The following is a 23,445-nucleotide window of genomic DNA, read 5'->3' as shown; positions in this document are numbered from 1 at the left end:
CGCGCGGTGCTGGAGCTCAGTGCGCTACCTGCTTGCGCTCGCGGTCGAAGATCTGCTGCAGCTTCGTTTCCATCATTCGCCGTCCGATGCTGCGCCTGGCCGATCCGCCCCATCCCGCGACCTGATCGGTGAACGTGTGGTTCGAGTAGGCGACCACTGTTCCGTTCGGCACCGGCAGCAGACCTGCGATCTCCTGTTCGCCGTTGTAACCGGTGCTTACGTAGAACTGACGCTGGACGACGAGGCGCGCCTGGCCGTCGCGAGCCAGCATCGTATGCGACAGCACGTACGTGTCGGCGCCGTCGATGTTGTATTTGATCCAGCGACAGGTCTCGCTCATCCCCGGCATCGTCGCATCCGGGTAGCCGAGCAGCACGTTTCGGAGCGACGGCAGGTATTTCTCGAGCTCGGCCGCTGCGGAGCTGGCCTTCTTCAGATCGTCGGCAGGGTCGGTCGTCCGTCCGCCGCGGTCATACGGAGTAATCCCCGCGAGGCCGGTGCTGTGATAGGCCTGATAGCGGGCGAGCAGCATCTTCTGAAGCTGTGTCTGTACGGCCGCAGGCGGGCCGCCCTGCAACGCATGGAAGAATCCGATTTCCGCCGTCGAAAGATTGAGCGCCTCCCCGGCTTTCGCGTCGCATAGTCTCGAAGCAGCGCCGGCATCGATCTGCAGCCCGGCAAGGTCCGCCATCGTGCCGTCGCCTTTGAATTCGCCGTGCGCTTTCCGTTGCGGATCGACGCGCAGCAGATCGCCCGACGATATCTCGGCGGCCAGTGCGTCCGGGCCGGTCTTGACGAGGAACGCGATCGAGATCGACAGATCGCGTTCCGAAACGGGCGCCACGTCGCCCGTGACGAACTCTCCGCCGAGCACGCGCTGTTTGTCGGCGGCCGACAGCCCCATATCCGTCAGAACCTGGTCGGCGCTCGGCTGCGCGTGTGCCGGACCCGCGAAGCAGAAAACGGCGACGGCGAGCATCAGGTTGCGTGCTTTCATCGTTGTCCTTTTGGCGTGGACGCCGGAGTTCCGTTCTGGCCGTCGAACGCAAAAATGCGCTTCCAGTCATCCTTCATGCTGATCACGGTCCAGTGCCGGGCGCCTGCTTCGTCGAGGCCTTTGTCGAGGCGACCGATCGAAGCCTTGCGGTCGTACGCCCATTCCCGCTTCGCGTCGTCGTGATGAACATAGACGCACAGGCGCAGCGCGCTGCCGCTGCACGTGTACTGCAGCATCTGCAGATCTCCGTCCGAATTGCCGAACGCGAGAATCGGAGGCCGTCCGATGTGGGTGGCGATTCCCACGGGCTTGCCTTCCTTGTCGTCGATGAACCCGATCTCCGGGAGCCGCTGCAGCACCGGTTTGCCGTCGCGAATGGCGAACACCGTCTTGACCGTCGAGCCCACCACCTGTTCCGGCGGAATCCCGTAGATGCGCTCGGTCCACGGCCGCATGAAGTCGGTGCCGCCGCCCGAAACGATGAACGTCTTGAAGCCGTTCGAGCGCAGCCAGGCGAGCAGCTCGAGCATCGGCTGGTAAACCATCTCGGTATAGAGCCGGCCCGTGCCCGGATGCTTCGCGGTCGAGATCCAGTCGCGCACGATCCGGTCGAACTCGGCCGCGGTCATTCCTGTGGTCGTCGCCATCAGGATCGTGAGAATCGACTTCTCGCCGCCGGCCAGCACTGCCTTGGCGTCTCCGCGAAGAAGCGAAGCAAACGGCTCGGTCTGCCTCCACTCCGGATGCTGCGGCGCCATTGCCTTGACGCGATCGAACGCAAACTCGAGCTGGAAATACAGGGGCTGCTCCGCCCACAGCGTGCCGTCGTTGTCGAACGTCGCGATCCGTTCGGCCACTGGAACAAAGTCGGGCCCGGGCGTGGTCACACGTTTGACGAATTCGACGATGGCGGACTTCGCCTTGCCGTCTTTCCACGATGGCAGAGCGTCGTCGGCGTGCGCACTCGTCGTTGCAATCGCGGTTGCCGCGGCAAGCACGCCGAGCGTCACCGCTCGCGCGAAGGTATCGATTTTCATGCGGTCATTCCGTTTTTTTACAGATGCGGCTGCGGTGAAGTCGCGTTTTCGAGCCGCCCAAGCAACTGGCGGACGGCGGGATCGTCGGGAAGCACTTCCGCGATCTTTCGTGCGTACGGGAGCACCGCCTCCGGATGGCCGGCGTCGAGATGGATCGAAACCAGGGCGCCGAGGATGTCGAGGTCGTAGGGGTGACGCCGGTCGGCGTCGACGAGCGCAGCGAGTGCTTCTGCCGTTTTTCCCGCCGACTGCAGCGCCACCGCATTGACGTAAGCGTAGCGCGCGCTCGCGGGCTCGAGATTGGCCGCCTTGGCGAGCTCTTCACTGCCGGTCGCCTTGTCGCCGTCTCGCACCAGAAGCAGACCGAGCGCGTGATGCAGGGCCGCTGAGTCGGGCAGGGCGGCGAGCCCGAGCCGCAGCGTCTTCTCGCCATCGACGTCGTTGCCCTGCGCGCGCAACGCATCGGCAAGATTGACGTAGGCGCCTGCGAAATGCGGATCGAGGGTCAACGCACGCCGATACGCGGTGATCGCTTCGTCCGTGTGCCCCTCGCGAAGCCGGAAGTTACCGAGGTTGGCGAGAGCCGCCGGCCAATCGGCATCCATCTGCAGGGACGCAAGATATTCGTTGCGTGCGGATTCGCGCGCCGGACGCTGCTCCGGCAAAAGCTTTTCATCCGGGACATCGGCCAGGATGCGCGCCGCTTCGGTGCGAACGGCCCGGATCGGATCCGTGAGCAGCGGAGCAACCGCAGTCGTCCGTATGTCAGCGTCAAACGGCTCGAGCAGCTCCAGCGCGGAGCTACGGATCATCGCATCGGGATCTGCCAGCAGCGCGCGCGCCGGCGACAAGGCGTCGGGGCGGACCACGGCCGCGGCCAGGTCAGCCGCCGTGGCGCGAATGATCGCCGGCCGCGAGGCGTCGCCGGCGAGAGCGAGCAGGGACGGCAGCGCCCGCGCGCCGTCGGTCACGGATTTGTGCAGCGTCGAGCCGCTTTCCGGTCGGCTTCTCCACTTGGCGCCGTACCAGGTGTCCATCGTATCGGCGGCCCACTTCGGCGTTCGATCCGTATGGCATCCGCTGCACGCGTCGGGCGTACCGAGCGTCCCGGCCAGATCGGGGCGCGGCACGCGCAGCGAGTGATCGCGCCGTGCATCGATCACCATGTAGTTGCGCGAAGGCATGTGGCACGCGACGCACTCGGCACCCTTGCTGCCGCTCTGGTGAAAATGATGCGCCGTGGTGTCGAACACGGCCGGGTTGTGGCACTGCGCGCACAGCGCATTGCCTTGCCCCCGTGTTTTGAGCGTATGTGCATCGTGGCAATCGGTGCAGGTGACTCCGCGCACGAACATCTTGCTCTGCAGGAAAGATCCCCAGGTATAGACTTCGTCGTGCTGCTGGCCGTCGGCGAAGTAGAGCGGCTCGGTCAGCAGATGCAGGCGCTGCGAGTCTTCGAGCGGCGCGCCGGGGACTGAATCTTCCGTGATCGCCGATCGCCGCGCATGGCACGCCGCGCAGACGTTCATGCGTTTGCTCGCCGCCGCGCGATCGGCCGCTGCAGCGGGATCCTGCGTCGCATAGCGCGCATCGGCCGATTCGAATCGCCACGCGTCTTTCGGGCGTCGCAGCAGCACCCGTAGTCCTTTCGCGTCCTCGGCCGCGTACGGAGGGTGCGCGTCTGTCGCCCATGCCACGTGGTCGGCGCCCGCCCCGTGGCAGCTTTCGCACGCGACATTCATCTCGGCCCACGTGGTCGCATAGCCGCCAGACTTCGAATCGTAGCTCTTGCGCAGGTTGGTCGAATGGCACGACGCGCACTGGAGATTCCAGTTCTGGTACAGGCCGGTCCAGTGGAGCTGGTCGGTATGGTCGATCTTTTCGTTCGGGTACAGGTGAAACCAGCGCTGCCCGCCGTCCTGCTTCGAGCGCGAGTCCCAGGCGAGTGGCAAAGCCTGCAGCCGCCCGCCCGGAAATTCGACGAGATACTGCTGCAGCGGGCGCACGCCGAACGTGTACTTCACCGTGTAGTCGGCCAGAGCACCGTCGGGTCCATCGGTTCGGACATGGAATCCGCCGTCGCGCCGGCTGAACGTGGACGTCACGCCGTGGACGTCTATGGCTGCGCCGTCGAAGTCGCCGAGAACGGTCGCCTCGGTTGCGTCCTGCATGGCGAGGTCGTGATCCGAGCCTTTCCACGCCACGTACTGGGCTTCATGGCATGGACGGCACGACGCGCTGCCGACGTAGCCGGCGTTCGCGGCGATCGGTGCCGGTGATGCAGGTGGAGTTGCGTCTGCTGCATTGACGTCGCGCGCCAGCAGCGACCCGAGCGCAGCAGGCACCGCCAAGCGGGCCAGCCCGAAACTCGCAAGGCCGTGCACCCAGGCACGAGCTTTTCGCCCGCTCCCCATCCTCGAGTCCTACTTCCGCGACGCGTAAAGTGTAAATGAGGACAGCGGTGGTGTGCGCGAGGATGCGACAGTAGCCGACGTCGGTTGCCAGGCAGGATGTCTTACGGACAGGTCCCGACACAGAGCGCGAACTTCGAGCCCAGCTCATTGCGATGTCCATAGAGGGCATCGCATCGCCACTCGCACGCCTCGCGCTCGCTCTGCGGCTGCCGGAGATGAATGCCAAGGATCCCCGGCCGGCCGGCCATCGCAAGAGCAAACCCTGCGACCGCGAGAATCCACGGCGGCAGCGATCGCCAGACGAACAGCGCCGCGGAAACAAGAATCAGCGCGACGCCGACCACGAAGAACTCGACATTCATGGAGCGCGCGATCATTGAGCCCGCACCGAGCTTACGCAAGGTTCGCACGTGTGCGCGATCACACGACAGGAGCCATTCTTGATCGTCGATGACAAAAAGAACGCCGCCTTCCGAATCCGCCGCGTCGACATCCTCGGCGAGGACGACATCTGTGGTCTTGCCGATGTCACGATCGACTGCGTCGAAGGCGGCGCCTCGATCGGTTTTCTGCAGCCCGTCTCCCGCGAGAACGCGCACGCTTTCTGGCACGGCCTCGCCGCGGGCGTGTCGCGCGGCGAGAAGATCCTGCTTGTCGCCGAGGACACCGCCGGGATCGTGGGCACCGTTACGTTGATTCCCGCGACCTTCGAGAACCAGCCTCACCGCGCGGACGTCGCCAAGATGCAGGTGCATCGACGGGCGCGTCGCTGCGGCATCGGCGCGGCGCTGCTTGCAGCAGTCGAACGCGAGGCTCTCGAGGCGGGCAGGACGGTCCTCGTGCTCGACACCGTGACTGGCAGCGACGCGTACCGGCTCTACTCGCGCAGCGGCTGGCAGCGGTGCGGCGAGATCCCGGACTACGCGCTGTGGCCGGACGGCAGGCCATGCCCGACGACGATCTTCTTCAAGTCTTTGCGCCGATAGGCTGGCTGGCTTCGCCCATCTCGCGTAAAAAGTTCTTCTTCCATGTCGTTATCGAGTTCCGTTTCGGCGCCGCGGTGGCCGGCCGCTCCCGTCTTCCTCGTCGGCATCGCGCTGTTTGTCGGCGGCGAGCTCACCCACGGCCTGGACGATCTGTCGACCGCGCTCATCCTCTCGGCGGTACCGCTTTCGCTGCTGGCAGCCTGGACGATTGCCAGCCGCAACGCTTCGCGGTGGTGGCCGCGCCTGGCGGCTGCGCTCGACCGTCATGACGAGGCCGTGGAAACAATCGAGCCGGCCCGGCTCGGCGCCTGGATCATGCTCGCCAGTGCGCTCGGGCTGTTCATCGAGCTGATGCTGATCCGCTGGCACTCGTCGATGTTCCAGCTGTTCGCCCTGTACAAGAATGTAAGCCTGCTGGCTGCATTCCTCGGGCTGGGCCTCGGTTACGCTCGCGGATCGATGCGGCCGCTGATGACTCCGCTCGTGATGCCGGCGATCGCGCTGCAGTTCCTCGTGCTATACGGGCTGAGCCAGACGACCCTGCACGACCACCTGCGCAACCCCGTCCTCGAGCAGAGCGCGATGGGTTTCGCGCGCGTCCATTCGTTCGGCGCCGTCCTGATCGCATACGGATTTCTTCTCCTCGTCTTCACGCTGACCGTCGTCACGTGTCTTCCACTCGGCCAGCTCGCTGCGCGGCTGATGCGGCGCGAATTGCCACTCGTGGCCTACAGCGCGAACCTTCTCGGCAGCCTCGCCGGCATTCTCGCGTTTACGCTTCTCGGCTATCTGTGGAGCCCTCCGGCCGTGTGGATCCTGGTCGCGGCGCTTGGGCTCGGCGTCGTGCTGGCGCGCGGCGCCAGCGCATGGACGGTGGCTCCGACGATCGCCTCCGTCGCAGCCGTGGCGTGGATGCTCGCGATGCCGCTGTCGGTCGACCTCTCGTACGTGTACTCGCCGTATCAGGTGCTGGCGATCGAGACCCGGCGCGACCAGCCGGTGCAGATTCTCGCCAATCACTCGTACTTCCAGCACATCGTCGATCTGAGCGCCGCTGCCCAGACGTCCGATCCGAAGAAGAAAATTGCTGCCGCGTACTACGAGCTTCCGTATGTCGTGCGCCCGGATCCTGCCGACGTCCTGGTCGTCGGTAGCGGCACGGGCAACGACGTGGCTGCGGCGCTGCGGCGAAACGCACGTCACGTCGATGCGGTCGAGATCGATCCGGTGATTCTCGATGTCGGGCGCCGGCTTCATCCGGAAGATCCGTACAACGATCCACGCGTAAGCCCGGTTGTCGAGGACGCGCGCTCGTTCGTCAGGCGGACGGACCACCGCTACGACCTCGTCGTTTACGGGCTGCTCGATTCGCACGCACAGCTTTCGGGAATGACGAGCGTGCGGCTGGACAGCTTCGTCTATACCGTCGAGGCGTTCCGCGAGGCCCGTGCACGGCTCAAACCCGGCGGGCTGCTGGTCATGACGTTCTGCCTCGTGAACTGGGAGCAGGGTCGCAAAATGTACGACATGCTCACGCAGGCGTTCGACGGCCTGGAGCCGGTCGTCTTCGAGACCGGCTACGATTTCGGAACCAGCTTCGTGATCGGCGAAGGGATGATGCTGCCGACAGGCATTCCGCTCAAGAACATCACCGCGACGGTCAAGGCCATATCCGCCCCCGTTGCCGTCTCCACCGACGACTGGCCTTTCCTTTACATGGCGAGGCGAACTTACCCTCTGACGTACGTCGTCGTGATCGCGCTGCTGCTGCTTGTCTCGGTGGTCATGATTCGCGAGCTTCTGCCCGCGGGAACCTCGCGATTCGAGCCGGTGGCGTTCTTTCTCGGAGCCGGGTTCATGCTGGTCGAGACCAAGAGCATCACCGAGCTTGGCCTGACGCTCGGCAATACGTGGCAGGTCATCAGCGTGGTGATCGCCGGCATCCTCACCATGGCGTACCTGGCCAACCGCATCATCCTTCGGCGTGGCCGGATGCCGGATCCGATTGCGTACGGCCTTCTGGCGGCGTCTCTGCTTCTCGGGCTGGCGATATCCGGCGAGGTTCTCTCAGGCATGCCGCCCGTCCTGTCACGCATCGTCATGGTCGCCGTGCTGACGCTGCCGATGTTCTTTTCGGGCTTTGCGTTCTCGAGCGAAGTCGCGAGGGAAGGGGATGTATCGAGCGCGCTGTCGTCGAACCTCTTCGGCGCGATGGTCGGCGGGTTTCTCGAATACAACTCGATGTATTTCGGCTTCCGCAGCCTTTACGTATTCGCGCTGGTTCTCTACGCGATGGCTTTCGTGTTCTCCACGCGCCGGGCGTGATTCCGGCGAATGCGACCGAAGTCGCGACGGCCAGCGGGGCATTGGCCCGCTGCCGTCGCTGCGTCATTCGATCGGATCGACCTGCGTTCTGAAAGGGATGGCTGTCGCCGGATCGGTCGCGCGCGGGTCGCGACCGATCGCCAGTTGGTCAGTGGCTGGTGTGAGTCTCGGTGTGCGTGGTGCGGCTTTCGGTGACAACCGGGTCCATCGGTGCCGTTTCGATCGTTTCCTTGCTCGTTGTCGTCACACGGCGATGCTCACCACAACCGGCGACAGCGACGACCAGCGCGAGCAGTCCAAAAACGCTGATAAGCTTTTTCATGATGCTCTCCTTCATGGGCTCGGGGCAGTGCCCGTCAGGCACTGCCCCGAGCCCAGTGGAACTCCGCCAGACGGATCAGCGGGTTTCCGTCTCGGTGTGCGTGGTCTTCGTGGTCGTGCGCGCAGGGCCGGTCTGAACGACGCGGCGAACGATCGTGCGGCCGCCTTCCGTGGAGTACTCCACCGTCACCGGCGAATTCATGATCACGTCCGCAGAGACCGGGCGTCCGGTGGAATCCACGAACGTCGTCTCTTTCGAGTACGTGTATGTCACCGGAGAAGGCGAGCTCTCCGACTTGAGAATGATCGTGGAAGACGACGGGTCTACCTGCGAGACGACGCCGGAATACGTCGTGCTCTTCGTGGTCGTCGTGCTTTCCATGTCTGCATAGCTGACCGAGGCGTTCGCCAACAAGCCGAGCGCCAGGCCGAGTGTCATGGTGGTAACGATGCGTTGCATTTTCATTTGAGTATCTCCTTCTGAGCTGGGCCCCGGACAAACAATCGGGACAACGTCAACGATACATTGAGCATCCAAGCCTGCAAGGTAAGCGGCGCGTTAAAGTCCGCTTACGGGTGAACGCGTTCGGGTGAATGCGCATCGAATGTTTTTCCATGTGCGTGACGTCTGAGTGAGGAGATCTTTTCGCGCATGGACTTCGTGCTTAAACTCGACACGTGAATCGCACGATGACGTGTACTCGTCCGGGATAGCGGCGGACCGGATTTAACGTGGGCTATTGGCCCCGCTGGAGTCATGTGATGAATGCCATCGGGATTTCGTTTCAAAGCCCCGCGATCACCCGCAGCGTGCTGCTGGCGATCTTTCTTGGTTGCAGCTCTGGAGCACTGATCGTCGATCTCGCGATGCCGCGCGACGCTGTCGCTCAGATCGTCGACGATTCGTACTTCTATGAGGAGCTCGCGCCCTACGGAGAATGGTACTTCCAGGCCGACTTCGGCTGGGTGTGGCGTCCGCTGAGAGTTGCCGTCGACTGGCGGCCGTATACCGAAGGGCAATGGGTATGGGCGGACGATGTCGGTTGGACGTGGGCTTCGTACGAGCCGTGGGGCTGGGCGACCTATCATTATGGAAGATGGTATTTCGATCCGATCTACGGCTGGACCTGGGTGCCGGGACGCATATGGGCGCCGGCGTGGGTCGACTGGCGCATAGAGAGTGGATACGTCGGATGGGCACCACTTTGGCCGGTCTATTTCGATATCTATCCAGAGTACCGGTGGGATCACTGGGGATACGATGACGACTGGGGCCATCGCCATCGTGGACGTGACTGGGACCGCTGGGTGTTCTGTCGCGATCGCGACTTCACCTCGCCGCGCATCTCGCGTGTGATGCTGAGAGATCGCGCGGAGCGTGACCGCGTCTACGAGAGGTCACGCGACGTCACGCGATGGGACGGCGACAGTCCGGATCGTATCGGACACAGCATCGACCGCAGCACCATCGAGCGTGTCGCTGCGCATCCAGTCAGACAGGTGCGACTCGAGAATGCCGATCGTCCGACGCGCGGCGCGCTCAAGGGCGACCGTTTCGAGGTTTTCCGACCCCGCATCGAAGAACGCAGCGACAAGACACCCGACAGACTGGGAATTGCGAAGGCTCCTCGTGAGGTGCGGCAGGCAGACACGATCAGACAGGAAAAGGCGCGTCTCGATCGCGTACCCGCGCGCGAGAAGGCGGCGGTCACTGCGCAGCGTGGTCCGCGAGAAAAGGACAACGAGCGCGGCGGCGCGCCCGAGCTGATCGAGCGGGAAGACAACCGCCGCGGCTTCGGGAACGCCGGCACGCCGACCGTTGGAACGTCGCGCGGCCAGGCAACGGGCCGTGACCGAAACGAGCAGCGGCTGTGGCCGACCGGCGAGCAGGAAGAGACGCGCGGACGCGGCGACACTGCGCCGGGCCAGGAGCGCGTGGCACCGCGCGGACGCGGTGACGCAACGACTGGCCTCGAGGTAACTCCGCGCGGCGGCCGAGCTGCCGGCGGTGACGATCGAGCTCCGCGCGGGCGCGGAGTCGACCGTGAGGAAGAAGTCATGCAGCCGTCCGAACGCACGCACGGTGCCGCGCCGATGCGGCGTGACGACAATCTCAATCGTCGCGAGCCGGCATCGCGAGGACGCAGCGTAGAGTCGGATCGGTCAAGCCCGGCTCGCATCGAACGCTCGGAACGGCAGCCCGCGCAGAGGGAAATTCCGGCGCGCCGTCCGGAGCGGGAGTCTGCGCCCCAGCAGCAGCGCATGCAGCAGCACTTCCAGCAGGAACGGATGCAACAGCAGGAACGCATGCAGCCTCAGCGCTTCCAGCAGGAGCGCATGCAGCAGCAGCGCTTCCAGCAGGAACGCATGCAGCAGCAGCGGATACCGCAGCAACGCATGCAGCAACCGCGGATGCCGCAGAGCGAGCCGCACATGATGCGTCAAAGCGAACCGCGTGGTTATCAGAACGAGCCGCGCATGATGCGTCAGAGCGAGCCGCGATCGATGCAGGTCGAACCGCGAATGCAGCATCAGTCGCAGCCGGCGATGCAACATTCGGAACGAGGGTCTGCATCACAAGACTTCGGGCCGCGCTCGCCGCAGTCCGGTCAATTCGGCCCTGCCCACGGGCGACACTGATCTCATTCCTGCGCTCATCGTGCCGCGCGCTCGCGTGGTGCGATGAGCGTACGCGGTTCGGAGAAGGCGCGTTCGAGTCTGACGCGCGCGCGTGAGCGGCCGCGAATTCTTCGCGCGTGGAGGTTTCCCTCTATCAGGTGATGACCCTGATGGCGCCGAGAATTGCGAACACGTCTTCACGGCACCAGATGGCTCGTTTATCGTAATTTCAGATAGATCGACGTCGTGCGTTGCACGGACGGAGATTGCAGCAGTGAAGAGAAAGCCGCGCGTGACTCGTGACGGGATCAGCGCGCGGAAGTGGTCAGGTCATGTCGACGAGAAGACCGGATCCGTGGCTACCCGAAGCTCACGGAGCCACAAGGAGAAACGGAATGAACTGGGATCAAGTCGAAGGCAACTGGAAGGAATTCATGGGCGGCGTCAAGGAGCGTTGGGGCAAGCTCACCGACGATGAGCTGACCACAATCGGCGGCAAACGCGACAGGCTCGCGGGCATGCTCCAGAAGAAGTACGGCATGGCCAAGGATGCGGTCGAGGACGAGATCGCCAAGTTCGAGAGCGAGCTCGACGACCGCGGGTCGTTCAAGCACTAGCCCACGCGGCGGACGCAGAAGGGTCCGTCCAAGGAGTTCACCATGTTACATTACGCGATCGTTTTCTTCGTCGTGGCTCTGATTGCCGCGGTTCTCGGTTTCAACGGCGTGGCCGGCCTGTCGGCGCAGATCGGCTGGCTGTTCGCCGTGCTCGCGGTGGTCTTCCTGGCCGTGGCTCTGCTGAGTGGCCGTGGCGGCAGGAACATTACTGTCTGACGAACCGGCGCCGGTGCGATCGTTCGCAGCGAATGCATCGCACCGGCGCCATCGACCAATGTCGGGTTGACACGCAAGAGAGACGGCACGTCCGTCCCTGAGGTGAATGACGATGGCCAATCACGCTGAACAGAGGAGGGGCCCGCGTATCGCCGAGGTTCCGGAACGTCGCCCGATCCCCGAACCGTCGCCGGTTCCGGCCCCGTCAGTCCCCGCCGCACTCGAGAAGCTCGCTTCTGCAACCCAGCGGGTGATCAGCAAACGAATCGACCTCGTTACGCTCGAAAGCCACGAGCTCATTTCCGCGCTGATCACCAAAGCCGGGCTGATCACGTTCGGCGTGATTGTGGGCTTGGCGGCGTGGTTCGCAGGGCTGGCCGGCACCGTTCTCTATCTGCTGCCGCACAGAGGCATGCCGATGCACCTCGCGGTGTACGCCGCAGTCAACGCGAGCATCGCTGCGGTCGTCGTCTTTGTGGCGTTGAGAAAGAACCTGCCGACCCTCGGCGGCGAGGTGGCAGACGAACACACCGATCGGGTCCAGAACATCCGGCGGAGCTCAGGAGACCAGGAACATGGCGAATGAGAACGGCGGAGACGTATCGGAGCGGAAAGAAGAGCTGCTCCACAGCATCGAGGAAGACGAAGAAGAACTTCTGGAGGCGATGCACGAGCTCGCAGAAGCAACCGAGCAGAAGCTCGACATCGCGCAGTACATTCGTTCCCGCCCGTTCGCCTGGGTCGCCGGCGCATTCTGCGTCGGCCTCTGGCTCGGGATGAGGAGAGACAAAGAGTCCGTTTACCTGCCCATACCCATGCCATCAAGGAGAACAGGATGAATACGGAACGCAACTCGGAAAGTCGGCCTCTACGGCAACTCTCGCAGACCCTTCAGACCGATATCGAGATCTTCAAGTCCACGGCGACGGACATCGAGCAACAGCTGCAGAAATTCGTCGAGGAGCGCCCGGTCACCGCGGTGCTGTCCGCGCTGGGTCTCGGCTTCGTCGTGGCGCGCATGTTTTCGAGGAGGTAGTGGAAATGTCTGAAACCAGAAACCAGGTCACCAACGGATCCGATGAACAGAATGAGCGTCGTCGCTCCGGAAACGCGTCGCGCGAATCGCTGGCCAACCGTGGACGCCAGCTTCAGGGCGATGCGCAGAAGCTCGTGGGACACGTGCAGGAAGCCAGAAGTGAGTTGCAGACCTTTCTGACCGACACCGTTCGCGAGCGCCCGGTTGCAACCCTGGCTGCTGCTGCCGGCATTGGCTACGTCCTCGGAGGCGGGCTCAGCTCGCGTCTAACTGTGCTGATGCTCGGATTCGCGACTCGTTTCGGGCTGGCCGTCGCGGCCCGCGAAATGGGTACGTGGGCCGCAGCCGGGAAGATGGGCGAAGCTCCCACTCCAACCCGTCACTGATTCATTCAACGAACACGGTCCATCCGAATCGTACGAACCGCGAAGGCACAAGGAGACATCATGAACATCGAAGAGCTACTTCAATCGCTTCCGTCACGAGAAGACATTGCCAGCGCCGTCGGCCTGCAGAGCCGCAGCAGTTCCTATCTCGGTGGAAACACCGACATCCTGCCGATGCTTGGCGTGTTCGGCACCGGCATGCTGTTCGGCGCAGGCCTCGCGTTGTTGTTCTCGCCGAAGTCCGGTTCCGAGCTGCGCCGTGACCTGAGCGAAAAGGCCCAGGAGTGGGGCGAGCAGGCAAAAGACATGGCGGAGGACTACGCGGGAGAAGCGCGCAAACTGGCCGGCCAGTCGTCGTCGCAGAGCGGCCAGACCTCGGAGACGAGCCACCGCACCCCGTACTCGGGGACTACGGGCGGGCGCAACATCTGATTCGCTGATCCGCCCGGTTCTGTCCCGTCCGAAAGCCACCGGCCGGCCGCGCGCACCAGGCGCACGGTCGGCCGGTTCGGAGACCTCGCCATGTCCATCCTTGACGCCCAAAGCACTTCACTCTGGATGTCGACGGCGACGACGCCGCACTTTCCGCCTCTGACGAAAGATGCCTCGTGCGATGTCTGTGTCGTCGGCGCAGGGATTGCAGGTGTTACCACCGCTTATCTTCTCGCGAAGGCCGGTAAGTCTGTCGTGCTGATCGAGAACGGCCGCATCGGCGGAGGCCAAACCGAAAGGACCACCGCGCACCTGTCGAACGCGATCGATGCCAGGTACTACGAAATCGAACGGCTTCATGGCGAAGAGGGCGCGCGACTTACCGCGCACAGCCACAGCGCCGCGATCGATTGCATCGAAAACCTCAGTTTACAGGAGAAGATCAGCTGCGCGTTCGAGCGCCTCGATGGATATCTGTTCCTCGCGCCCGGGGATCCGCTCGAGATGCTCGAGCGCGAGCTCGAAGTCGCCCGTCGCATCGGTATCGAAGGACTCGAGCTGCTTGCCCAGGCTCCATTCGAGCATCCGAAGATCGGCGCCTGCCTGAGGTTTCCTCGCCAGGCGCAGTTTCATCCGCTCCAGTACCTGTCGGGCCTGGCGGCAGCGCTGGTTCGTTGCGGCGGCCGCATCTACTGCGATACGCACGCGACCGAGGTTTCCGGCGGACGCCAGGCGCGCGTTCGAACCGAAAAGGGCCCCAGCATTGCTGCTGCGGCGGTCGTCGTCGCGACCAACACACCGATCAACGATCGTGTCGCGATCCATACCAAGCAGGCGGCCTATCGCTCGTACGTGATTTCGGCACGGGTACCCGCCGGTGCGGCGCCGCGGGCGCTCTTCTGGGATACGCAGGATCCCTATCATTACGTGCGGCTGTCTCCGGCCGGCGACGGAAGGCACGGCGCCGACGGATACGACACGCTCATCGTCGGCGGCGAAGACCACAAGACCGGACAGAGCGACGACGCTCCGCAACGCTATCGTAACCTCGAGGAATGGACGCGCAGCCGCTTTCCGATCGTTGGCGGCGTCACGCATCGCTGGTCGGGCCAGGTCTTCGAGACAATCGACGGCCTTGCATTCATCGGCCGCAACCCGCTCGACGCCGAGAACGTCTACATCGCGACCGGCGACTGCGGGATGGGCATGACACACGGAACGATCGCAGGGATGTTGCTCAGCGATCTGATCCTGCAGAGAGAAAATCCATGGGCCAGGCTCTACGATCCGTCACGCAAAACGCTCAAGGCCGCGATCGAATATGCACGGGAGAATTCGAATACGGCGTGGCAGTACACCGACTGGCTGACTCCAGGCGAAGTCGCGAGCGCCGGCGAGCTCATGCCGGGCTGTGGTGCGATCCTGCGACGCGGTTTGACGAAAGTCGCGTGCTATCGGGACGAGGACAGCACGGTCCACGAATTCTCGGCCATGTGTCCCCACCTCGGAGGCGTCGTGCAGTGGAACTCGGCGGAGCACACGTGGGACTGCCCGGCTCACGGGTCACGATTCGACGCGCTGGGACGCGTCGTCACCGGACCCGCTAACAGCGATCTGAAACCCGTCGAACCGCCTCGTACCGAGACGGACATTGCTGCACAGCATGCCGAGGTCGGCGATCTGCCCGCATATGGGACTCGTGAGTCGCGGGACGTCGACACAGGACAAAGGGGTTCAAGATGAAACCATACTCACTTCCGGAGCTGCCGTACGACTACTCGGCGTTGGAGCCGCACTACTCGGCGAAAGTGCTCGAGCTTCATCACAGCAAGCATCACGCGGCCTACGTGGACGGAGCCAACACGGTTCTCGAGAAGCTCGAAGGAGCGCGCGAGAAGAAGGACTTCAGCGCGATCAATCAGCTGCAGAAGAATCTCGCCTTCCATCTTTCCGGCCATGTGCTGCACTCGCTGTTGTGGAACAACATGTGTCCGAAAGGCGGCGGCGAGCCGGACGGTGAGCTCGAGGCCGCGATTCGCGAATCGTTCCGCTCCGTCGATGCGTTTCGCAGTCAGATGACGGAAGCCGCACTGAACGTGCAGGGCTCGGGCTGGGGCGCGCTTGCCTGGGAACCGGTAAGCCACAGCCTCGTCGTCGAACAGATCTACGATCACCAGGGAAACATCGGCAACGGGACCGTGCCCCTCCTCGTGCTCGATATGTGGGAACACGCGTACTACCTGCAATACCAGAACGTGAAGGCGAGCTGGGTCAGCTCGTTCTGGAAGATCGTCAACTGGCAGGACGTCGCGCGACGCTTTGCAAAGGTGCGTACGCTCGACCTGGCACTCGAACCGGAACAGGCGTCGGCTCCCGTCCGTCGGTTCGCCTGACTACGCCCGCCGACAGCGCCCGCCCGGATTCTTGATGGCGTAATGCCGCGTGGCGTCGAGGATCCGGCCGGCCGCATCCCATTCCGCGCTCAGACTCTCAGGCCGCAAAACCCCGGGATCTGTCTTCGTCCCCGGGCATGCCGGCGTCCGTTTCCACGTGTCCAGGGATGCGGGCTCCTTCACAATCGTTCAAGGAACCTCTCGGCGTGCCTCGGCGCGGCAATTTTCCCGCACGTACGCAGTCGCCTATTCCTGTCAAAACCGCTCGCGGCTGCACCCGTCGTTTTCTGTGGGGAGATTCACTCCCCGGGCAGAACTTGTGCCGTGACGTAGCGTTACGGGCTCATCGTGCTTTACATACGGGCGCTTAGAAGGTAGGAAATTGAAAGCGAAAGGGCGAAACTCCTCGCTCTTTCATCTAGTAGGCAACACTCGTTCGCCGGGAGGTCTGGGGAGTTCGTATATGAAAAGAATGGGATTTTCTGCAGCAGCGCTGTCAGCGGTGCTGCTTGGTGCGACAGGTGCACTCGCCGCGACGGAAGTCTGCGGCGATGTCGACGGCAGCGGGACCGTTGTTGCAACTGACGCTTTGAGGCTGCTGCGTTTCGCAGTCGGTCAAAACGTGGAAATAGGCTGTCCGATTATCGCCGGCACGCTGTGCTGGGATACGAACAGCAATTCGGCCTGTGATGCAGAAGAGGACACCGATGGTGACACCTTCTGCACCGTTGGCGATTGTCGTGGACCGGAAGGTCCCGCTGGGCCTACCGGTCCGGCGGGCACGAGCGGCGCGGCAGGTGCTGTGGGTGCAACCGGTCCGACCGGACCGACTGGCCCGCAAGGTGAGTTTGGCGGTCCTCCGGGACCGACCGGACCTGCTGGCGCGACAGGCGCAGCTGGCGCCACGGGTGCAGCTGGCCCCACCGGACCGCAAGGTTCAGCCGGACCCCAGGGTGTAGCCGGCCCCGCTGGCGCGACCGGCCCGGCCGGCGCGACTGGCGCAGTCGGTGCGACTGGCCCGACCGGTCCTACCGGACCGCAGGGCACCATCGGTCTTACGGGAGCCACCGGTCCGACTGGCCCGGTTGGTCCGTTCGGCCCTCCGGGACTCAACGGTAATCCTGGCCTCGACGGCAAGGACGGCGCTCCGGGACACGATGGCGTACCGGGACCTCCGGGAGCCACTGGTCCTCCGGGACAGACTGGCGCTCCGGGACAGAACGGACATGACGGCGTTGCCGGTCCTCCGGGATCGACCGGTCCTCCGGGACAGGACGGAATTCCTGGACCTCCGGGAGCCACTGGTCCTCCGGGACAGCAGGGCAAGGACGGCGTTGCCGGTCCTCCGGGATCCACCGGACCTCCGGGACTGAATGGCAAGGACGGCGTTGCTGGTCCTCCGGGATCCACCGGACCTCCGGGGCAGACCGGCGCTCAGGGTGCACCAGGCGCGAACGGAAAGGACGGCGTTGCCGGACCTCCGGGAGCCCAAGGTCCTCCGGGACAGACCGGCGCAACCGGCCCGACCGGTGCCAAGGGCGCAGACGGCGTCGCAGGTCCTCCGGGATCGCAGGGTCCTCCGGGACAGACCGGCGCAACCGGCCCGGCCGGCGCACAGGGTAAGGACGGCATCGCCGGACCTCCGGGCGCGCAAGGACCTCCGGGTCAGATCGGCGCAACCGGTCCCACCGGAGCAGCCGGCAAGGACGGAATGTCACCGGGCTGGACGCAGAAGTTCAACTCGGCCGGCATCAGCGCAACGACCACGGACGTGCTCTCGCAGCACGTGACGGGTGCCTCGAACTACCTCATCAGCGCGAAGGTGAACTCACCGTTTGCGAATGGGGCGAAGCAGGTAAGCTGCACGCTGATCGCGGTCGAGAACGATGTCCAGACCCCGCTCGATTCGTCGGAGACGCTGCTCCTGGGCAACTCGACGACGACGGCCAAGGGTGTCATCGCACTGAACAGCCAGTACACGCCGGTGGGCGGGAACGCTGCCGAAGTCGATATCATCCTCGGTTGTGCGACGGGCGGAGACACCCGCACGCTGACCAAGGGTTCGATGAACGTCTTCGGATCAACGCAGAACTGAGCGTTGGCTGAAGGATCGTAAGAAGCGGGGGGCGTCCACACGGACGCCCCCCGTTTTCGTTTTGGGCGTTGCGAACAACGGACTTGCAGGATCGAACTCGACCGATGAACTTCTTTCTGGGAGTAGGCGGCGGATTTCTTCTCGCCGTACTTTGGATGGATCTGATGTTCGACGTGCTCGTCTTCAGCCGCGCAGGTGAGCGGCGCAGCGCCGCATCCGATGTGCTCGCGGACGACGTGCTGGCGGGGATCGCTTCGTACTACAGGCGCGTCACGACCACGGCGTCGCCGATGAACCATCTGGTGGGCGCCGTGATGGCCGCGATGGTCGTGATTCTGGTTTCGAAGCTCGCCGCGTCCGGCGGAACTCGAGTAGTCGACGGGATCTCTCTTGCACTCTGCGGAGTTCCCATCACGCTTGCGCTCGTGCGGATCTTTCCGAGTGCGATCCGGCTCGGAACCCGCAAAGATCCGCCTTCCGAACAATCCCGGCTGGCGCGCGAAATCTGCCGCGCGCATCTCGTGTGCTTCGTCGCCATGACCGCTTTCGTCGTGCTTCGCTGGAACGCGGGCTGACTTACTCGTTCGTGTGGCCGGGTGCCGCGGTCCGGACCCAGAAGCTCCTTAAAGTTCCTGGCGGTGCATTCTCCCTGGAATAGTTCTTCGCGAGCCACGCGGGATATCCGGGCAGGCGTGACAGCCGCCCGTCATCTCGCAGAACGATGATGCGAGCGGTTGCGCTCTGCTCGCGTGCGATTGCGAGCGTTAGCGATTGGGAGTTGATCCTGGCCCGCGAGCTGTCGCACAGCCCGGGCGGCGACTGTCGACCCGCGAGATAGATTGCCATCGGATCGTCCCCGGCGACGAGATCGCCAGCATCGGAGTGCTCGCCGATCCATGCGGCGACGGCGCGAATCGACGTTGCCTGGGTCTCTTCCGATTGCCGCTGCGGAATCAGCGGAAAGACGCCGGCCGGGGTTGCGATCGACGGATAAGACCACACGCCGAGCAGCGACATGGTGACGAGAAGTGCGCTCGAGAGGCCTCGCTGGTCCGTCAGCGGCGAGAGAAGTGACGTTGCTGCCAGCACCACGATCGGTGCCAGCAGGACGAAGTGCCGCCAGAAAAGCGGCGTCTGCTCCATCAGCACGAAGAGGCTCGCAACGAGCCAGCCGAGCAGCCACGCGAAGATCAGCCGGTTGTGGCGGATCAGCCACAGCCCGCCAACCGCAGCGCTGATCGCCAGAGTCGGCTCCGATGCGATGTGCTTCCAGCAGCGCATGAGGTTGGCCTGCCGGTTGAGCTCGTAGACCTCGTGCTTGACGAGCTGAAACGAGACGGTCTGTTCGAAGAGCGCCCCGATGTCGTAACAGAACAGAGGGATGCATCCGATCGCGACCGCGCCGCCCGCTACGAGCAGCATCCGTCCAGCCGCGCGCTGCAAGAGCAGAAGGCCGCGCCCGTCCAGGCTCCAGGCCGGGTCATCATCGCGCTCGGGAGCAAGCAGCAGCAGAAAGGCAAGCGGCACAGCGAACGGCACGATGAACAGCTTGAAGAGCGCGGCGAGCGCGAACAGCGCCCCCGTGGCAATCAGCCAGCCGCGACTCCACGAATGCGCGCGCGCCTCCAGGCAGGCTGCGAGGCTTGCGAGTGCGATCGCGAGAGACGGCAGCTCGGCCTGCACGAGGTGGGACAGGTCGAGAAATGTGGCGCCGATCGCAAGGCCGGCCGCGGCCACCGGTGCCGCCCATATCCCGTAAAGCCGGCGCGCGATCGATGCGATCGAGCCGAGCGCCAGCAGGCCAAAGCACAGGATGAAGACCCGGCCGGTTTCCAGACTGTCGCCGGCGACACGCATGCTGAGCGCGAGCGATTCGAGGAAAGCCGGGGGCTGGGACGAAAACACATCCGAGAAAAGCTCGTGCCCATGATTGACGGCGCGCGCCGACAGCAGATACACGCCCTCGTCGTATTCACGCTCGGACGGCACCGCCACGGTCACCAGCCGTGACGCAGCGAACGCGGCGACCACGGCGATTCCGAGAAGACTCGCGGCAACGGCGGCTCGTCTGTTCGAGCCGTGGCCGGCCGCGTTTCGTCTTTCGTCAGTGTGCACGTCGAATGCCGGCGGGAAAGCAGTTGCGACCCGATAAAATGGTCGCCCCGCGATTTGTCATTGGTGCTGCGCGCACACAAGATGACCGGCTTCGACGTGCTGCACTGCGGTTTGAAACCGGAAGGGGTCGGCGGATGCCATCGGTATTGCTAAGGCTCGACAAACTGTTTTCCGAAGCGAAGGTCATCGACCATTTCGAGGCCGGCGATACGGTGTTCGCCGAAGGCAGTGCCGGCAACTTCATGTACGTGGTGGTCGAAGGCACCATCGACATCTTCGTCGGCGAAAAGCTGATCGATATCTCGAGTACGGGCGACCTTCTCGGCGAGATGGCGCTGATCGATTCCCAGAACCGCAGCGCCACCGCCATCGCCCGCACCGAAGCGCGCCTTGCGCGAGTCGACGAGAACGAGTTCCTTTCGATGGTGGTCGATACGCCGTTCTTCGCGCTCCACGTGATGCGCGTTCTCGTGCAGCGCATGCGGCGCCAGAGCTCCCGGACCTGACGGAGAAATCCGCCAGCAGCTGCAGAACGTCGCGCCTACTTCCTGCGATCCCAGATCACGCCTTTTGGCCGGTTACTTCCGAACAGCACGTCCGTCGGCGGCTTCTTGTCGATGTGGCCGATCAGTCCGTTGTAGATTCCGAAACCGCACAGCTCCTGGAGGCGCGGAGAAAACTTCTCGGCGATCTCGAGCGGGATCCCGAGCTGCTGGTTCTCCTGCTGGCGCATGAAGCCGGCGCAGTAGTTCATCGCGATGCCGATGCGCCGTTTGTCGGTCGAGTTGGCCCCGCCGCCGTGCCACAGGCTCCCGTTCCAGACGAGCACCGAGCCGCGTCGCATTTCGGCGGGGATCGAGTCGTAATGCGTACCGAAGATCGGGGACGAATCGGCCAGATGGGTTCCGGGCATCAGGCGCGTCGCGCCGTTCTGCTCGGTGAAATCCGTGATCGCCCACATGGTGTTGCAGACGATCGGGCTGTGCGGCTTGGACAGAGGGATGAGCTGGTCGTCCGCATGAATCGGTTGCGGGATTTCTCCCGGATCGATCGAGATTGACGATAGCGAAGAGACGAGACATCCGGGATCGAGCACGCGCTCGACGATCGGAAGGATCGCCGCATGCACCGGAATCTTCTCGAAGACCTGCCCGTGCACGAGAAGGTTGTAGATGCGCACCGTCTGCGTGCCTTCGAAAGGATTGGCAGCCGGAACGATGCCGAGGTCTTTCTCGAGCCGCAGGAGCGTTTCGTCGATCTCGGCGATCAGGTCTTCCTCGATCGCATCTTCGACGATCGTGAATCCCTTTTCTGCGATCGCGGCGGCGTGCTGATCGAGGTCGCTCATCGGCGCCTCACGCGGCCTTTTCCGGATTGGCCAGATGCTCGGGAATGAGCGGACGTACGCCGAGCTCGTCGAGCAGCTCGAGGTCGTGATCGCGCTCGGGGTTGCCGGTCGTCAGCAGCTTCTCGCCGAAGAAGATCGAGTTGGCGCCCGCCAGGAAGCAGAGCGCCTGCGCTTCGTCGCTGAGAGAGCTGCGACCCGCCGAGAGACGCACGATCGAGGCGGGCATCAGGATGCGCGCGGTCGCGATCATGCGCACCAGCTCGAACGCACGAACCGGCAGGCGGTCGGCAAGCGGTGTGCCTTCGACTGCAACCAGCGCGTTGACCGGTACGCTCTCGGGATGCACCGGCAGATTGGCCAGCTCGACCAGCATCGCGCAGCGGTCGTCGATCGACTCGCCCATGCCGATGATGCCGCCGCTGCAGACGGTGATGCCGGCGTCGCGCACGTTCGCGAGCGTCGTCAGGCGGTCATCGTACGTGCGCGTGCGGATGATCTGGTCGTAGTATTCGCGCGAGGTATCGAGGTTGTGATTGTACGCGACGAGGCCGGCATCCTTGAGCCGGCGAGCCTGCGGTCCGGTCAGCATGCCGAGCGTCACGCAGGCTTCCATTCCGAGATCGGTCACTCCGCGGACCATTTCGCAGACGCGGTCGAACTGCTCGCCGTCGCGCACCTCGCGCCACGCGGCACCCATGCAGAAGCGCGTCGCCCCGGCGTCGCGGGCCGTCTTTGCCGCGCCGAGAACCTCGCCGACGTTCATCAGCGCTTCCTTGCCGACGCCGGTCGAGTAATGCGCGCTCTGCGGGCAGTACGAGCAGTCTTCCGGACAGCCGCCGGTCTTGATCGACAGCAGCGTGCAGAGCTGTACCTCGCTCGGTGCGTGGTGCTCGCGATGCGCGCCTTGCGCCCGGAACAGAAGATCGTTCAGTGGAAGGTCGTGGATCGACCGGACCTCGGGGAGGCTCCAGTCATGTCGGATGCTGCTGGTCGGCATCCCGTTCCTGTAGCCGGGCTCGGATCGGGAGGCAAGGGGAGCGCCGTAGCGTCCTCGCGTCTGCCTCGGACCCGTCTCGCGTCGTGATCGAGGCGACGCTATAGAGCCCGGGCGTCTGTTTTCGCGCGCCATCCGCAGCACAGGAGCCCCCGTGATCTACGACAGCATTCTCGAAACGATCGGCCGTACGCCGGTCGTCCGCCTCAATCGAATCGCGCCCGCGCACGTGACGATGTTCGTCAAATGCGAGTTCTTCAATCCGCTCTCTTCGGTCAAGGATCGTCTGGCAATTGCGATCATCGAGGACGCCGAGCAGAGCGGCGCGCTCAGGCCCGGCCAGACGGTGGTCGAAGCGACGTCCGGCAATACCGGCATCGCGCTCGCGATGGTGTGCGCCGCCAAGGGTTACCCGTTCGTTGCCGTGATGGTCGAGAGTTTTTCGATCGAGCGCCGCAAGATCATGCGCGGCCTGGGCGCCAAGGTGATCCTGACACCGGCCGCCGAGCGCGGACAGGGAATGGTCCGCAAGGCCGCGGAACTGGCGACCAAGCACGGATGGTTCCTCGCGCGCCAGTTCGAAAATCCGGCCAACCCCGCCTACCACCGCAACACCACCGGTCCGGAAATCCTGAGCGACTTCGTCGGGCGCCGACTCGACTACTGGGTGACGGGGTGGGGCACCGGCGGCACGATGACCGGTGCAGGCGAAATGATCCGGCTCGCGCGGCCCTCGGTGCGGATCATCGCTGCCGAGCCGGCCAATGCGCCTCTGCTGTCGGGCGGAGAGTTCAAACCTCACGCGATCCAGGGATGGACGCCAGACTTCGTCCCGGCCGTGCTCAACCGTTCGGTGCCCGACGAGATCGTGCCCGTCGCCGACGCGGACGCCGTGCAGTGGGCAAGGGCACTCGCCATGCAGGAAGGGATCTTCTGTGGAATCTCCGGCGGAGCCACCGTTGCCGCTGCCATGGAGGTCGCAGCCAAAGCTCCGAGCGGCAGCGTGCTGCTCGCAATGATCCCGGACACCGCCGAGCGTTACCTCACCACCGCGCTCTTCGCCGGAATAGAAGAAGGCTCCGACCCCGAGCCTTCGTAGTCAGGAGACGAGAAC

The 23,445-nt window shown here is 64.2% G+C and carries 25 protein-coding genes; 16 read left to right on the top strand and 9 right to left on the bottom strand.

All coding sequences use genetic code 11. The features are described 5' to 3' along the window. Positions 1 to 16: 16 nt before the first annotated feature. From VN634_12925 to VN634_12910, 4 genes are all read right to left on the bottom strand, one after another. Positions 17 to 997 carry a hypothetical protein gene (locus tag VN634_12925; protein ID HXC51786.1) on the bottom strand — a complete coding sequence of 327 codons (981 nt, stop codon included), beginning with the start codon at positions 995 to 997 and terminating at the stop codon, positions 17 to 19. Beyond that, entirely contained in the window at positions 994 to 2,034 is a 1,041-nt protein-coding gene (locus tag VN634_12920) for an HAD family hydrolase (GenBank protein ID HXC51785.1), read from the bottom strand. The genes VN634_12925 and VN634_12920 overlap by 4 nt, the downstream gene beginning before the upstream one ends. Before the next feature lie 17 nt (positions 2,035 to 2,051). Beyond that, positions 2,052 to 4,379 carry a tetratricopeptide repeat protein gene (locus VN634_12915; protein HXC51784.1) on the bottom strand — a complete coding sequence of 776 codons (2,328 nt, stop codon included), beginning with the start codon at positions 4,377 to 4,379 and terminating at the stop codon, positions 2,052 to 2,054. Between the two features lie 170 nt (positions 4,380 to 4,549). Then, complete coding sequence (locus tag VN634_12910) at positions 4,550 to 4,825, bottom strand: hypothetical protein (GenBank protein HXC51783.1); 276 nt, start codon at positions 4,823 to 4,825, stop codon at positions 4,550 to 4,552. A 63-nt stretch (positions 4,826 to 4,888) separates the two neighbouring features. On the opposite strand from VN634_12910, the gene VN634_12905 reads away from it, so the two are divergent. Next, complete coding sequence (locus VN634_12905) at positions 4,889 to 5,434, top strand: GNAT family N-acetyltransferase (GenBank protein HXC51782.1); 546 nt, start codon at positions 4,889 to 4,891, stop codon at positions 5,432 to 5,434. Positions 5,435 to 5,476: 42 nt separating this feature from the next. Beyond that, positions 5,477 to 7,759, top strand: a complete 2,283-nt coding sequence (locus tag VN634_12900; protein HXC51781.1) for a hypothetical protein — start codon at positions 5,477 to 5,479, stop codon at positions 7,757 to 7,759. Positions 7,760 to 7,907: 148 nt separating this feature from the next. Here VN634_12900 and VN634_12895 read toward each other — a convergent pair whose 3' ends face one another. Then, positions 7,908 to 8,081, bottom strand: coding sequence for a hypothetical protein (locus VN634_12895; protein HXC51780.1), 174 nt, complete (start codon positions 8,079 to 8,081; stop codon positions 7,908 to 7,910). A gap of 75 nt (positions 8,082 to 8,156) precedes the next feature. Then, positions 8,157 to 8,546: a hypothetical protein gene (locus VN634_12890; GenBank protein ID HXC51779.1), complete on the bottom strand. Its 390-nt coding sequence runs from the start codon at positions 8,544 to 8,546 to the stop codon at positions 8,157 to 8,159. Between the two features lie 266 nt (positions 8,547 to 8,812). On the opposite strand from VN634_12890, the gene VN634_12885 reads away from it, so the two are divergent. The 12 genes from VN634_12885 to VN634_12830 all read left to right on the top strand — a co-directional run bounded on the left by VN634_12885 (position 8,813) and on the right by VN634_12830 (position 18,449). Further along, entirely contained in the window at positions 8,813 to 10,720 is a 1,908-nt protein-coding gene (locus tag VN634_12885; protein ID HXC51778.1) for a DUF6600 domain-containing protein, read from the top strand. 374 nt (positions 10,721 to 11,094) lie between these two features. Then, a complete protein-coding gene (locus VN634_12880) occupies positions 11,095 to 11,316 on the top strand; it encodes a CsbD family protein (GenBank protein HXC51777.1) in 222 nt (73 codons plus the stop codon). 42 nt (positions 11,317 to 11,358) lie between these two features. Continuing rightward, positions 11,359 to 11,532 (top strand): DUF1328 domain-containing protein, encoded by a 174-nt coding sequence (locus tag VN634_12875; GenBank protein HXC51776.1) that lies wholly within the window; start codon positions 11,359 to 11,361, stop codon positions 11,530 to 11,532. Between the two features lie 112 nt (positions 11,533 to 11,644). Continuing rightward, on the top strand, positions 11,645 to 12,118 hold the full coding sequence (locus tag VN634_12870) for a hypothetical protein (GenBank protein ID HXC51775.1): 474 nt from the start codon (positions 11,645 to 11,647) through the stop codon (positions 12,116 to 12,118). Then, on the top strand, positions 12,108 to 12,371 hold the full coding sequence (locus tag VN634_12865; GenBank protein HXC51774.1) for a hypothetical protein: 264 nt from the start codon (positions 12,108 to 12,110) through the stop codon (positions 12,369 to 12,371). Before VN634_12870 ends, VN634_12865 begins: the two co-directional genes overlap by 11 nt. Continuing rightward, the gene (locus VN634_12860) at positions 12,368 to 12,568 is read left to right on the top strand and encodes a hypothetical protein (protein ID HXC51773.1); all 201 of its coding nucleotides are present in this window, start codon (positions 12,368 to 12,370) and stop codon (positions 12,566 to 12,568) included. Before VN634_12865 ends, VN634_12860 begins: the two co-directional genes overlap by 4 nt. 5 nt (positions 12,569 to 12,573) lie before the next feature. Beyond that, complete coding sequence (locus VN634_12855) at positions 12,574 to 12,954, top strand: hypothetical protein (GenBank protein HXC51772.1); 381 nt, start codon at positions 12,574 to 12,576, stop codon at positions 12,952 to 12,954. Between the two features lie 60 nt (positions 12,955 to 13,014). Beyond that, the gene (locus tag VN634_12850) at positions 13,015 to 13,386 is read left to right on the top strand and encodes a YtxH domain-containing protein (protein ID HXC51771.1); all 372 of its coding nucleotides are present in this window, start codon (positions 13,015 to 13,017) and stop codon (positions 13,384 to 13,386) included. 90 nt (positions 13,387 to 13,476) lie between these two features. Then, positions 13,477 to 15,129, top strand: coding sequence for an FAD-dependent oxidoreductase (locus VN634_12845; protein ID HXC51770.1), 1,653 nt, complete (start codon positions 13,477 to 13,479; stop codon positions 15,127 to 15,129). After that, the gene (locus VN634_12840; protein HXC51769.1) at positions 15,126 to 15,779 is read left to right on the top strand and encodes a superoxide dismutase; all 654 of its coding nucleotides are present in this window, start codon (positions 15,126 to 15,128) and stop codon (positions 15,777 to 15,779) included. The genes VN634_12845 and VN634_12840 overlap by 4 nt, the downstream gene beginning before the upstream one ends. Positions 15,780 to 17,490: 1,711 nt before the next feature. Further along, positions 17,491 to 17,874: a hypothetical protein gene (locus VN634_12835; protein ID HXC51768.1), complete on the top strand. Its 384-nt coding sequence runs from the start codon at positions 17,491 to 17,493 to the stop codon at positions 17,872 to 17,874. 104 nt (positions 17,875 to 17,978) lie between these two features. After that, a complete protein-coding gene (locus VN634_12830; GenBank protein ID HXC51767.1) occupies positions 17,979 to 18,449 on the top strand; it encodes a hypothetical protein in 471 nt (156 codons plus the stop codon). Position 18,450: 1 nt separating this feature from the next. On the opposite strand, the gene VN634_12825 is transcribed toward VN634_12830, so the two are convergent. Beyond that, positions 18,451 to 19,905 (bottom strand): glycosyltransferase family 39 protein, encoded by a 1,455-nt coding sequence (locus VN634_12825; protein HXC51766.1) that lies wholly within the window; start codon positions 19,903 to 19,905, stop codon positions 18,451 to 18,453. Between the two features lie 218 nt (positions 19,906 to 20,123). Between VN634_12825 and VN634_12820 the strand changes: the two genes are divergently transcribed. Then, the gene (locus VN634_12820; GenBank protein HXC51765.1) at positions 20,124 to 20,495 is read left to right on the top strand and encodes a cyclic nucleotide-binding domain-containing protein; all 372 of its coding nucleotides are present in this window, start codon (positions 20,124 to 20,126) and stop codon (positions 20,493 to 20,495) included. 35 nt (positions 20,496 to 20,530) lie between these two features. Here VN634_12820 and VN634_12815 read toward each other — a convergent pair whose 3' ends face one another. Both VN634_12815 and bioB read right to left on the bottom strand, forming a co-directional pair. Then, positions 20,531 to 21,337 carry a phytanoyl-CoA dioxygenase family protein gene (locus VN634_12815; protein HXC51764.1) on the bottom strand — a complete coding sequence of 269 codons (807 nt, stop codon included), beginning with the start codon at positions 21,335 to 21,337 and terminating at the stop codon, positions 20,531 to 20,533. 7 nt (positions 21,338 to 21,344) lie between these two features. Beyond that, complete coding sequence (gene bioB / locus VN634_12810) at positions 21,345 to 22,334, bottom strand: biotin synthase BioB (GenBank protein HXC51763.1); 990 nt, start codon at positions 22,332 to 22,334, stop codon at positions 21,345 to 21,347. 151 nt (positions 22,335 to 22,485) lie between these two features. On the opposite strand from bioB, the gene cysK reads away from it, so the two are divergent. Beyond that, positions 22,486 to 23,430: a cysteine synthase A gene (gene cysK, locus VN634_12805; GenBank protein HXC51762.1), complete on the top strand. Its 945-nt coding sequence runs from the start codon at positions 22,486 to 22,488 to the stop codon at positions 23,428 to 23,430. Positions 23,431 to 23,445 lie beyond the last annotated feature (15 nt).

The organism is Candidatus Limnocylindrales bacterium (assembly GCA_035571835.1).
GTDB lineage: Bacteria > Desulfobacterota > Binatia > UBA1149 > CAITLU01 > DATNBU01.
The sequence above is the reverse complement of the archived record's forward strand: the minus strand, read 5'-3'. Positions and strand labels throughout refer to the sequence as shown.